At 62.5% G+C, this 12,248-nt stretch carries 10 protein-coding genes; 8 read left to right on the top strand and 2 right to left on the bottom strand.

The features are described from left to right. Nucleotides 1-6 precede the first annotated feature (6 nt). The 3 genes from K6M89_RS10970 (at nt 7) to xylA (ending at nt 4,005) form a co-directional block, all read left to right on the top strand. Complete coding sequence (locus K6M89_RS10970; protein ID WP_222139438.1) at nt 7-1,032, top strand: LacI family DNA-binding transcriptional regulator; 1,026 nt, start codon at nt 7-9, stop codon at nt 1,030-1,032. A gap of 18 nt (nt 1,033-1,050) precedes the next feature. Next, nucleotides 1,051-2,505 carry a xylulokinase gene (gene xylB, locus K6M89_RS10965; RefSeq protein ID WP_222139437.1) on the top strand — a complete coding sequence of 485 codons (1,455 nt, stop codon included), beginning with the start codon at nt 1,051-1,053 and terminating at the stop codon, nt 2,503-2,505. 189 nt (nt 2,506-2,694) lie between these two features. Beyond that, the gene (xylA, locus tag K6M89_RS10960; protein ID WP_097580451.1) at nt 2,695-4,005 is read left to right on the top strand and encodes a xylose isomerase; all 1,311 of its coding nucleotides are present in this window, start codon (nt 2,695-2,697) and stop codon (nt 4,003-4,005) included. Between the two features lie 63 nt (nt 4,006-4,068). On the opposite strand, the gene K6M89_RS10955 is transcribed toward xylA, so the two are convergent. After that, nucleotides 4,069-5,100 carry a LacI family DNA-binding transcriptional regulator gene (locus K6M89_RS10955; protein ID WP_097580450.1) on the bottom strand — a complete coding sequence of 344 codons (1,032 nt, stop codon included), beginning with the start codon at nt 5,098-5,100 and terminating at the stop codon, nt 4,069-4,071. A 272-nt stretch (nt 5,101-5,372) separates the two neighbouring features. On the opposite strand from K6M89_RS10955, the gene K6M89_RS10950 reads away from it, so the two are divergent. From K6M89_RS10950 to K6M89_RS10930, 5 genes are all read left to right on the top strand, one after another. Then, nucleotides 5,373-6,899, top strand: coding sequence for a sugar ABC transporter ATP-binding protein (locus tag K6M89_RS10950; RefSeq protein ID WP_222139436.1), 1,527 nt, complete (start codon nt 5,373-5,375; stop codon nt 6,897-6,899). Between the two features lie 75 nt (nt 6,900-6,974). Further along, nucleotides 6,975-7,979 (top strand): ABC transporter permease, encoded by a 1,005-nt coding sequence (locus K6M89_RS10945; protein WP_097580448.1) that lies wholly within the window; start codon nt 6,975-6,977, stop codon nt 7,977-7,979. Nucleotides 7,980-8,066: 87 nt separating this feature from the next. Continuing rightward, nucleotides 8,067-9,014 carry a substrate-binding domain-containing protein gene (locus tag K6M89_RS10940; RefSeq protein WP_097580447.1) on the top strand — a complete coding sequence of 316 codons (948 nt, stop codon included), beginning with the start codon at nt 8,067-8,069 and terminating at the stop codon, nt 9,012-9,014. A 246-nt stretch (nt 9,015-9,260) separates the two neighbouring features. Beyond that, nucleotides 9,261-10,313, top strand: coding sequence for a sugar phosphate isomerase/epimerase family protein (locus tag K6M89_RS10935; protein ID WP_222139435.1), 1,053 nt, complete (start codon nt 9,261-9,263; stop codon nt 10,311-10,313). A gap of 227 nt (nt 10,314-10,540) precedes the next feature. After that, nucleotides 10,541-11,728, top strand: coding sequence for a Gfo/Idh/MocA family protein (locus K6M89_RS10930; protein WP_222139434.1), 1,188 nt, complete (start codon nt 10,541-10,543; stop codon nt 11,726-11,728). Nucleotides 11,729-11,812: 84 nt separating this feature from the next. Here K6M89_RS10930 and K6M89_RS10925 read toward each other — a convergent pair whose 3' ends face one another. Further along, nucleotides 11,813-12,214, bottom strand: coding sequence for a DoxX family protein (locus K6M89_RS10925; RefSeq protein ID WP_222139433.1), 402 nt, complete (start codon nt 12,212-12,214; stop codon nt 11,813-11,815). Nucleotides 12,215-12,248: the final 34 nt, after the last annotated feature.

Here is a 12,248-nt window from a genome sequence, read left to right as displayed (position 1 = left end):
GGAATGATGAGGCCAACAGTTCACGATATCGCTGCCGCTGCCGGGGTCAGTCTTGCGACTGTCGACCGCGTTCTCAACCGGCGTCCGGGTGTGCGCCATGTCACGCGCGAAAAGGTCGAGACTGCGATCCGCGAGCTCGGTTATATCAGGGACGTGGCTGCGGCCAATCTCGCCAAGGGCCGCACCTATCCGCTGGTGTTCATCCTGCCGGCCAGCGACAATTCCTTCATGCACGGGCTCAATGGGGAAATCCGGCAAGCGATCCTCCGTTCGGCTGCCGAGCGCACAGATATTCGCACCGTCGAGGTGTCGGCCTTCGATCCGGCCGCTCTCGTCGCTGTGCTCGAAGAGCTCTCTCGGGAAAAGCCTTGCGGCGTTGCCATGGTCGCGACCGATGCACCTGAAGTGCGCGCCACCGTCGACAGGCTGGTGCATGCGGGCTTTCCCATCGTCACCCTGGTGTCCGACCTGACGGGCTCGCTGCGCCACCACTATGCCGGCGTCGACAATATCGCGGCCGGCCGCACGGCGGCGCGTCTGCTCGGACGCTTTCTCGGGCCGCGAAAGGGCGAGATCGCCGTGCTCGCCGGGTCCATGCTGGTGCGCGACCATCGCGAGCGGCTGGAGGGCTTCACTGCAGTCATGGCCGAGGAGTTTCCCGAGCTGGCGATCCTGCCGGTGCTCGAAGGCCGTGACGATCCGGAGATCGCCCATATGCTCGTCGCCGACGCGCTTGCCAGGAATGCCGGCATTGTCGGCGTCTACAGCCTCGGCGCCGGCAATCGCGGCCTCATTCGGGCGCTGAAGGAGAAGGCCGTCGACAGGACGCTGACCGTCATCGCCCATGAACTGACCACCCATACGCGGGCGGCGCTTATCGACAATACGATTGATGCAATCCTCAATCAGGACGCCGGCCATGAAGTGCGCAGCGCGATCCGCGTGCTGAAAGCCAAGGCGGACGGGCTCCCAGTCATCGACGCGCAGGAGCGCATCCGTCTCGACATATTCCTGAAAGACAATCTGCCGTAACGGCAAAGGAGCATACCCATGTATCTCGGTCTCGATCTCGGAACCTCCGGCGTCAAGGCGATGCTGATCGACGGGGATCAGACGATCGTCGGCTCGGCCAATGGTTCGCTCGACGTTTCGCGTCCGCATTCCGGCTGGTCGGAGCAGGAGCCGGCCCATTGGGTGCGCGCCACCGAAGAGGCCGTCGCCGGTCTTATGGCGAAACACCCGAAAGAGCTTGCCGCTGTCAGGGGTATCGGCCTTTCCGGCCAGATGCACGGCGCGACGCTGATCGACGCCGCCGACAAGGTGCTGCGCCCCTGCATACTCTGGAACGACACGCGCAGTCATGTCGAGGCTGCGGCGCTCGACGCCGATCCGCGCTTCCGCGCGCTGACCGGCAATATCGTCTTCCCCGGCTTCACGGCGCCGAAGCTCGCCTGGGTCAGGCAGCATGAGCCGGACGTTTTCGCGAAGATCGCCAAGGTGCTGCTGCCGAAGGACTATCTGCGTCTGTGGCTGACCGGCGAATATATTTCCGAAATGTCGGATTCGGCCGGCACCTCCTGGCTCGACACCGGCAAGCGGGCCTGGTCGTCCGATCTGCTCGCCGCCACTCACGTTTCCGAGGAGCAGATGCCGACGCTGGTCGAAGGCACCCAGCAGGCCGGTATGCTGCGGTCCGAACTCGCGGCACAGTGGGGCATATCGGGCAATGTCGTCGTTGCCGGCGGCGCGGGCGACAATGCCGCATCGGCCTGCGGCATGGGGACGGTCAGCGATGGCGCCGCCTTCGTCTCGCTCGGCACCTCCGGCGTGCTTTTTGCCGCCAACGGCTCCTATCTGCCGAAGCCGGAAAGCGCCGTGCATGCTTTCTGCCACGCGCTGCCGAATACCTGGCATCAGATGGGCGTCATCCTGTCGGCGACCGATGCGCTCAACTGGCATTCCGGCGTGACCGGCAAGTCGGCCGCCGATCTCACCGGCGAACTCGGCGAGACGCTGAAGACGCCGACGGGCGTCACCTTCCTGCCCTATCTTTCCGGGGAGCGTACGCCGCACAATGATGCCGTCATCCGCGGCGCCTTCATCGGGTTGGAACATGAAAGCAGCCGCGCGGTGCTGACCCAGGCCGTGCTCGAAGGTGTCGCCTTCGCCATCCGCGACAATCTCGAAGCGCTGCGGTCGGCCGGCACCGGCATATCCCGCGTCACGGCGATCGGCGGCGGTTCGCGCTCGCGCTACTGGCTGGCGTCAATCGCCACCGCCCTCGGCGTTCCGGTCGACCTGCCCGCCGACGGCGATTTCGGCGCGGCCTTCGGCGCTGCCCGACTCGGCCTGATTGCCGCGACGGGTGCCGATCCGATTGCCGTCTGCACGCCGCCGGTGACATCAGGCACGATCGAACCGGTGTCGGCGCTGAGCGGCGCTTACGAGGAGGCTTACCAGCGCTACCGCGCGCTTTATCCGGCGATCAAATCGCTGGCGCATTGAAAGTTTGGGCTAGCGGCCCCCTCATCCGACCCTTCGGGCCACCTTCTCCCCGAGGGGAGAAGGGAAAAGAGGCGCCGCAGCGAGTCTCTTCTCCCCTCGGGGAGAAGGTGCCGGCAGGCGACGAGGGGGCCTCTGGCGTAGACCAACAATACAGAACTTCGAAAAGATACGAACCCAAGGAGACCTGACATGAGCACCGGATTTTTCGGCGATATCCAGAAGATCAAATATGAAGGCCCCGACAGTACCAATCCGCTGGCCTTCCGCCATTACCAGCCGGACGAGATCGTCCTTGGCAAGCGCATGGAAGACCATCTGCGTTTTGCGGTGGCCTATTGGCACACCTTCACCTGGCCGGGTGGCGACCCCTTCGGCGGTCAGACCTTCCTGCGTCCGTGGTTCGAAGATTCGATGAAGGCTGCCAAGCTCAAGGCCGACGTCGCTTTCGAATTCTTCTCGCTGCTCGGCGCGCCCTATTACTGCTTCCATGACGCCGACGTGCGTCCTGAAGGCAAGAATTTTGCTGAAAACACCAAGAACTTGAACGAGATCGTCGATTACTTCGCGGAGAAGCAGGCCGCGACCGGCGCCAAGCTGCTCTGGGGCACGGCGAACCTCTTCTCCAACCGCCGCTATATGTCGGGTGCGGCCACCAACCCCGATCCCGATGTCTTTGCCTTTGCGGCCGCGACCGTGAAGACCTGCATCGACGCCACGCAGAAGCTCGGCGGCGAGAACTACGTGCTCTGGGGCGGCCGTGAAGGTTACGAGACGCTGCTCAACACCGACCTCAAGCGCGAGCTCGACCAGCTCGGCCGCTTCCTCAACCTCGTCGTCGAGTACAAGCACAAGATCGGCTTCAAGGGCACGATCCTGATCGAGCCGAAGCCGCAGGAGCCGACCAAGCACCAGTATGACTACGACGTCGCGACCGTCTACGGCTTCCTCAAGAAGCACGGGCTGGAAAACGAAGTGAAGCTCAATATCGAGCAAGGCCACGCGATCCTTGCTGGCCACTCCTTCGAGCATGAGCTGGCGCTTGCCAATGCGCTCGGCATCTTCGGCTCGATCGACATGAACCGCAACGACTACCAGTCCGGTTGGGACACCGACCAGTTCCCGAACAATGTTCCCGAAATGGCGCTTGCCTATTACCACGTCCTGGCAGGCGGCGGCTTCACCACCGGCGGCACCAACTTCGATGCCAAGCTGCGCCGCCAGTCGCTCGATCCGGCAGATCTTTTGATCGGCCATATCGGCGGCATGGATTGCTGCGCCCGCGGCCTGAAGGCCGCCGCCAAGATGATCGAGGACAAGGCCCTGTCGCAGCCGCTCGCCGATCGTTATGCCGGCTGGGAAACCGCCGAGGCGCAGAAGCTCTTCCGCGGCGAATACTCGCTGGATGAGATCACCAACTGGGTCGAGACCAAGGACGTCAACCCGCAGCCGAGATCCGGCAAGCAGGAACTGCTCGAGAACGTCGTCAACCGTTACGTCTGATAAGATGCGCCGGCGGCCAGCGGTCGCCGGCGCAGCTCTTTGTAGCCGGCTATTATAGCGTCTTCAGCGCTTCAACCATTGGCGCGACGGTGCGGAAACGGAGTTTCGAACCACCAGATCCGGCCGCAGCAGGATTTCCGTTTCGGCCGGCCGACCATCGGACAGGAGCTCCAACAGCAGCGCCATCGCATGTTTGCCGATCGCCGTTCGCGGCTGGCGGATCGTCGTCAGCGACGGGGAGATGAAGACGGCCTGCGGCACGTCGTCGAAACCGGTCACCGAGAAATCGCGCGGAATGTCGTAGCCGCGTGCCTCGAGCCCGACCATGACGCCAATCGCCGTCTGGTCGTTCACGCACATGAAGGCGGTCGGGAGCGTGTCGCGCATGAAAAGCTGCTCGACCGCATGCCGGCCGCTTTCGATCGTGCCGTCGCCTTCGAGCACGATCCTGAGATCCGGCGGGACGCCGGCGGCGTCGAGGCCGGCATCGTAACCCATGCGGCGCCTGACATAGGCAAGCCGGGTGCGCGAATCGCCGATGAAGGCGATCTTGCGATGGCCTTCGGCCAGCAGCAGATCCACCGCCTTTCGCGCCCCCTCGGTATCGTCGACGCCGACATAGGGAATGCCGCCGTTGAAAACCGGTTCGAAAACGCCGACGCTCGGCGGCAGCCGGGCGGTCATCGTCTGATGGCCGAAGGGCAGGATGCCGGTGAAGAGGATCAGCCCGGCCGCCTGGTTGGAGTTGAAGAATTTCAGATATTCCAGGCCGCGCTGGGCGTCATTCTGGGTGTGGCCGATCAGGATGCCGTAGCCGTGGGCGCGCGCCTCGTTCTCCAGTCCGACGAGAATGTTGGAGAAATTGGGATCGCCGATGTCGGGCGCCACCACCAGGATCATGTTGGAGCGACCGAGCCTCAGGCTGCGTGCCATGGCGTTGGTGGTGTAGCCGGTGACGGCGATCGCCTGATTGACTTTAAGCCGCGTCGAGTTGGCGACCTTTTCCGGCGTATGGATCGCCCGCGAAACCGTCGCGATGGAGACCTCGGCGATCCGGGCGACGTCTTCGATTGTTGCGGGCGTGGAATTCGACACTGCGCTCTGCCTTGGGGCTGACTTCGCCGCGACACTACACAGACTCGCCGAGAGGTCAAAGGCAAGCTTCAGCGGATCTGTGTAAATCCACGATGTAAACCTTTACATGCATGATGTAAAGGTTTACATAAGGCTCAAAGCGGACGGGAGCCGCAAGCGCATAGCTCTGAGGATCGAGAGCGGTTTTCAGAATGGAAATGTGCGCTAGTTCAAGGTGATGGAGCGGCGCCGGTGCGTTCTGCCGGATGCAAGGCGCTCTTGGGGGAGGCATGATGACCGTGGAGATCGCCGACACCGCACCCGTGGTGCTGTCCGCCAGGCGCATATGCAAATCCTTCAGCGGCGTGCAGGTGCTCTTCAGCGTCAATTTCGATCTCCGTGCCGGCGAAATCCATGCGCTGATGGGTGAAAACGGCGCCGGCAAGTCCACCCTCGTCAAGGTATTGTCCGGCTTCGAGCAGCCGAGCTCCGGCGAGATTCTGCTCGACGGCCAGCCCGTTATCCTGCCGCCCAATGGTGCGGCGGAAGCGCTCGGGATCGTCATCATCCATCAGGAATTCAATCTCGCCGACCATCTGACCGTGACGGAAAGCCTGTTCCTCGGGCGTGAAGTCACGCGTTTCGGTGTGCTCGACCGCAAATATATGCGCGCCGAGACGCGCAAGGTTCTCGACGTGCTCGGTTCGCATGTCGATGAGAATGCGCTGATCAGCACGCTTTCCATCGCCGACAAGCAGATGGTCGAGATCGCCAAGGCGATCAGCCGCGATGCGCGCGTCGTGTTCATGGACGAGCCGACGGCCGTCTTGTCGCGGGAAGAGACAAGCATGCTCTTCAAGCAGGTTCGCAAGCTGCGTGACCAGGGCACCAGCTTCGTCTTCGTCTCCCATAAGCTCGATGAAGTGATGGAATTGACGGATCGGGTGACGGTGCTGCGCGACGGCCAGTGGATCAAGACGTCGCCGACATCAATCCTCGACGGGGAATCGATCGCGCAGCTGATGGTCGGCCGCGAGCTCTCCAGCCTCTATCCCGCCAAGGTCGAGCCCGATGTCGACGAGGAGGTCGTCCTCAGGGTTTCCTCGGTGTCGACCGGTTATGTCCGGGATGCGAGCTTCGAAGTGCGCAAGGGCGAAATTATCGGCTTCTCCGGGATGATCGGCTCCGGCCGCACCGAATTGATGGAGGCGATCGCCGGCCTGCGAACCCGCCTTGAGGGTGAAGTAGTCATCAAGGGGCAAACCGTTCCCTCCGGCGACGTGCATGCCGCCAATCGCTGCGGGCTTGCCTACATGACCAAGGACCGCAAGTCGAAGGGCCTGCTGCTGCGCTCCGGCATGATGGCCAACCTGACGCTGCAATCGCTCGGGCGGCATTCTCGCCATGGCTATCTCAGCCCGAGCAGCGAAGCGGCGGCGCTGGCGAAGGCCAAGCGACGGTTCGACATCAGGGTTCGCGACGGCAATATCATCGCCGGTCGCATGTCGGGCGGGAACCAGCAGAAGCTGCTACTTGCCAAGGTCATGGAGACCGATCCCGACATCGTCATCATCGACGAGCCGACGCGCGGCATCGACGTCGGCACCAAGCAGCAGATCTATCATTTCATCTCGGCGCTTGCCCGGGACGGTCGGTCGATCATCGTCGTTTCCTCGGAGATGCCGGAGGTCATCGGCCTCTGCACGCGGGTGGCGGTGATGCGCGAAGGACATATCGTCGGCGTGCTCGAGGGAGACGAGATTTCCGAGCAGGAGATCATGCGCTACGCCGCCGGGCTGAAAAAGAAGGCGGCGGCGTGAAGGCGGAGCGGAACTTCGGCGAAGCGGACAATAGATAACGTACCCAGAGTCTGGGGCGGGAGGTTGGTTTTGGATATGAGTGTTAACGAAGAGACCAGGGAGATCCGGCGCAGATCCTGGCGTGACGTCGATCTGCGCGCGGTTGCACCCTTTGCCGCCCTGGCCTTGCTTCTCATTGTTGGCGCATTGGTCAATCCGAATTTCATCGGCATCACCAATCTGGCCAACGTCGCGACACGCTGCGCCTTCATCGCCATTATCGCCGTCGGCGCAACATTCGTCATCTCGGCCGGAGACCTCGATCTTTCCGTCGGCTCGATGGTGGCCTTCGTCGCCAGTCTGATGATCCTGCTGATCAATTCGGGCGTCATTGCCGATCCGGTGCTGATGCTGACGGCTGCCGTGCTGTTCACGGTCATTGCGGGGGCTGTTTGCGGCCTCGCCAACGGCCTCATCACCACCGTCGGCAGGATCGAACCTTTCATCGCCACGCTCGGCACCATGGGCATTTATCGCGGCCTGACCACCTGGCTGTCGCAGGGCGGCGCGATCACCTTGCGCTCGAGCGACATCCAGACGCTCTACCGTCCGGCCTATTTCGGCAATATCCTCGGTCTTCCGGTTCCGATCGTGGTGATCCTCGTCGTGACCGCGATTGCGGCCTTCATCCTGTACCGCACGCGTTACGGCCGCCATGTCGTCGCTGTCGGTTCGAACAGTGATGTCGCGCGCTATTCAGGTATTGCGGTCAATCGCGTGCGCACCATTGCCTTTGTCATCCAAGGCCTCTGCGTGGCGATCGCCGTGCTGCTCTACGTGCCGCGTCTCGGCTCCACCTCGGCGACAACCGGCATCTTGTGGGAGTTGCAAGCCATTACTGCCGTCGTCGTCGGCGGCACGGCCCTCAAGGGTGGCGCCGGCCGTGTCTGGGGCACGATCTGCGGCGCCTTTATTCTCGAACTCGTCGGCAACATCATGCTGCTTTCGAATTTCATCAGCGAATATCTGATCGGCGCGATCCAGGGTGCGATCATCATCATCGCCATGCTGGTACAGCGGTCACTGGTGCGCAAATCGTAAGGCAAGCCGGCTTCTCGAATTGGTCGGGCTTTACAGGGCACCCGGCTCGAATTGGACAAGTCCCTGATATTTTTGGGAGGAAATAGCATGCGCAAGCTCATGTTGGGTCTGGCGGTTGCGGGGGTGGCTTTTGCCGGCGCAGCCTACGCCCAGGACAAGAACTACACGATCGGCGTATCCATTCCGGCCGCCGACCACGGGTGGACTTCCGGGGTCGTGTTCCACGCCGAGCGCGTTGCCAAGAAGCTGATGGCCGAACATCCGGGCTTGAACGTCATCGTCAAGACTTCGCCGGATGCCGCGACACAGGCCAACGCCGTGCAGGACCTTGATACGCAGGGCATCGACGCCCTCGTCATCCTGCCATCGGATCCGGATCCGCTCGTCAACGCCATCAAGGAAGTCAAGGACAAGGGCAAGTTCGTGGCGCTGGTCGACCGCGCACCGTCCAACAACGACAACTCCGTGCGCGACCTCTATGTCGCCGGCAACAATCCGGCGCTCGGCGAAGTCGCCGGCAAATATATTGCCGAAAAGACGCCGGAGGCTGAAGTCGTCGTCATCCGCGGCCTGCCGATCCCGATCGACCAGCAGCGCCAGGACGGCTTCGACAAGGGTATCGCGGGCTCCAAGGTCAAGGTTCTTGACCGCCAGTACGGCAACTGGAACCGCGACGACGCCTTCAAGGTCATGCAGGACTATCTGACCAAGTACCCGAAGATCGACGTCGTCTGGTGCCAGGACGATGACATGGCGGTCGGCGTTCTGCAGGCGATCGAGCAGGCCAAGCGCACCGACATCCAGTATGTCGTTGCCGGCGCCGGCTCCAAGGACATGATCAAGAAGGTCATGGACGGCGACAAGCTGATCCCGGTCGACGTTCTCTATCCGCCGGCAATGGTCGGCACGGCGATGGAACTGACGGCGGCTGCGCTCTACGATCAGGTGCCGGTCCACGGCAATTACATCCTCGACGCGACGCTCGTCACCAAGGAGAATGCCAAGAACTTCTACTTCCCGGATTCGCCTTTCTGATTGCGATTGAGATATGCGCCCATTCGAAAAGAATGGGCGCGTTTCTATTTTTCCATCGGCATGCCGCCCAAAATGCTGCACGTACCTCTTGCCCGTCAAAGCCCATCATGATTAGCTCGCAGCCATATCGCATCCGGGCTCACGCCAGATCCGAGAGCGAGGGCGAAGAGGCGCCTTGCGCCCGCCGAATTGCGTGCTACAAGTTTCCAGAAACGTTTACGGTCGATGTTCAGGGAGGAATCTGACATGAAGACGATCAAGGGCCCCGGCCTGTTCCTTGGCCAGTTCGCGGGCGATGCCGCGCCTTTCAATTCGTGGGACGCCATCACCAAATGGGCGGCCGATATCGGCTACAAGGGCGTGCAGGTGCCGACCTGGGCGAGCCAGCTGATCGACCTGAAGGAGGCTGCGACATCCAAGGATTATTGCGACGAATTCGCCGGTAAGGCCCGCGAGAACGGCATTGAGATCACCGAACTTTCCACCCACCTGCAGGGCCAGCTCGTCGCCGTTCACCCGGCCTATGACGAAGCCTTCGACGGGTTCGCAGTCCCCGAGGTGCGCGGCAATCCGAAGGCCCGCCAGGAATGGGCGGTCGAGCAGGTCAAGATGGCGCTGACCGCATCGAAAAACCTCGGCCTCAGGGCGCATGCGACCTTCTCCGGTGCGCTCGCCTGGCCGTTCATCTATCCCTGGCCGCAGCGCCCCGCCGGCCTGGTCGAGACCGCTTTCGACGAGCTTGCCCGCCGCTGGACGCCGATCCTCAACCATGCCGACGAAAACGGCATCGACGTCTGCTACGAGATCCATCCGGGTGAAGACCTGCATGACGGCATCACCTTCGAGATGTTCCTGGAGCGGGTGAAGAACCATCCGCGCGCCAACATGCTCTACGATCCCTCGCACTATGTCCTGCAGTGCCTCGATTATCTCGACAATATCGACATCTACAAGGACCGCATCAAGATGTTCCACGTCAAGGATGCGGAGTTCAATCCGACCGGGCGCCAGGGCGTCTATGGCGGTTATCAGGGCTGGGTCGAACGCGCTGGCCGATTCCGCTCGCTCGGCGACGGCCAGGTCGATTTCGGCGCGGTCTTCTCGAAGATGACGGCCAATAATTTCGACGGCTGGGCCGTGGTCGAATGGGAGTGCGCGCTGAAACACCCGGAGGACGGCGCCCGCGAAGGAGCCGAATTCGTCGCCGCCCATATCATCCGCGTCACCGAAAAAGCTTTCGACGACTTTGCGGGCAGCGGCACCGATCAGGCGGCGAACCGGCGGATGCTGGGGCTTTAGTTCTTCATTTCCCTTCTCCCCAGCGGGGAGAAGATGCCCGTTAGGGCAGATGAGGGGGATGAGAAGCGATAGCGACGAATGCCTTGAGCGGAAAGCGAAAGGCGATGTCTGTCGTGAAGCCTCCTCATCCGACCCTTCGGGCCACTAACCAGGGTCGAGCCGCAGGTCTCGCCCCGTCCTTCGAACCCCCGCCGGGGAGAAGGGAAGAAAGATTCAGGAGGACAAGAATGGCAATCGAAGCATCATCGGAACAGACCCGCGAGCCGCGCATCCGGCTCGGCATGGTGGGCGGCGGCGCCGGCGCGTTCATCGGTGCAGTGCACCGCATCGCGGCGCGCATCGACGATCAGTACGATCTTATCGCCGGGGCGCTGTCGTCGACGCCTGACAAGGCCGTACAGTCGGGCCGCGATCTCGGTCTCGACCCGTCGAGGACCTATTCCAGCTACCGCGAGATGGCGATCCGCGAGGCGAAGCTGAAGAACGGCATCGAGGCGGTGGCGATCGTCACGCCGAACCATGTGCATTACGACGCAGCCAAGGAATTCCTGAAGCGCGGCATTCACGTCATCTGCGACAAGCCGCTAACGTCGAACCTTGCCGATGCCAAGAAGCTGAAAAAGGTCGCCGACGAAAACGGTGCGCTCTTCGTGCTGACGCATAATTACACCGGTTATCCGATGGTCCGCCAGGCGCGCGAGATGATCGCCAACGGCGAACTCGGCGATATAAGAGTCGTCCAGGCCGAATATCCGCAGGACTGGCTGACCGAAGCGGTCGAGCAGACCGGCCAGAAACAGGCCGCCTGGCGCACCGATCCGGCCCAGTCCGGCGTTGGCGGCTCGACCGGCGACATCGGCACGCATGCCTATAATCTCGCCTCCTTCATCACTGGCCTGGAACTCGACAGCCTGGCCGCCGATCTCGACAGTTTCGTGCCCGGCCGCCGGCTGGATGACAATGCCCATGTCATGCTGCGCTTCAAGGCGAAGGGCTCGGAGAAGCCGGCCAAGGGCATGCTCTGGTGCAGCCAGGTCGCGCCCGGCCATGAGAACGGCCTGATGGTGCGCGTCTACGGCACGAAGGGCGGCCTGGAATGGACGCAGAAAGATCCGAATTACCTCTGGTACACGCCCTTCGGCGAGCCGAAGCGGCTGATCACCCGCGGCGGCGCCGGCGCCGGAACTGCTGCCGGCCGCGTTACGCGCGTGCCGTCCGGACATCCGGAAGGTTATCTCGAGGCGTTCGCGACGATCTATACGGAAGCCGCGCATGCGATCAATGCGCGCAGGAAGGGCAAGGCGGTCGACAAGGCGGTCGTCTATCCCACGGTTGACGATGGCGTGAAGGGTGTCGCCTTCGTCGAGGCCTGTGTCGCCTCGTCCAAGAAAAACGGTGCCTGGGTCAAGCTCTGAGCTTGGCGATCCGCGCCTGGAACGGCGCGGAGCCCGCGAAAATGCCGAGGCGGCCAATGGCCGCCTCGGCTTGTCCGTCATTCGTCAGGCTGCAGCGCGGTTGCGCTTCATCAGGCTGTCGACGCTGAGCGGCCCGGCACCTGCCGCCACCAGATAAAGAAATACGAAGCAGAACAGGATCGCTGCGACGCCGCCATTCTGCGTGGGATAAAAGCTCTTTCCCGCATGGCCGATGAAATAGGCGAAGGCCATCAGGCCCGAAAGCACGAAGGCTGCGATGCGGGTCTGGAATCCGACCAGGACCAGGAAGCCGAGGGTGAGTTCGATCAGCCCGGCAATCCAGGAGAGCGAGCCCATCGGCGGCACGCTTGCCGCGGCCGGAAAATGCAGGATCTTCTGCGTTCCGTAGCTGAAAAGCACGAGCGAGGAGATGATGCGCAGCAGGCTCAGCAGATGAGGCTGCAGCAGATGGATCGAAGACAGCATTGGGTCCCTTTCATGTTTGCAATGTCTTCGCTGT

It is taken from the genome of Rhizobium croatiense, from assembly GCF_019793465.1.
GTDB classification, from domain to species: Bacteria; Pseudomonadota; Alphaproteobacteria; order Rhizobiales; family Rhizobiaceae; genus Rhizobium; species Rhizobium croatiense.
Note: the sequence above shows the minus strand (reverse complement) of the source record. Positions and strands in the feature narration are given on the sequence as shown.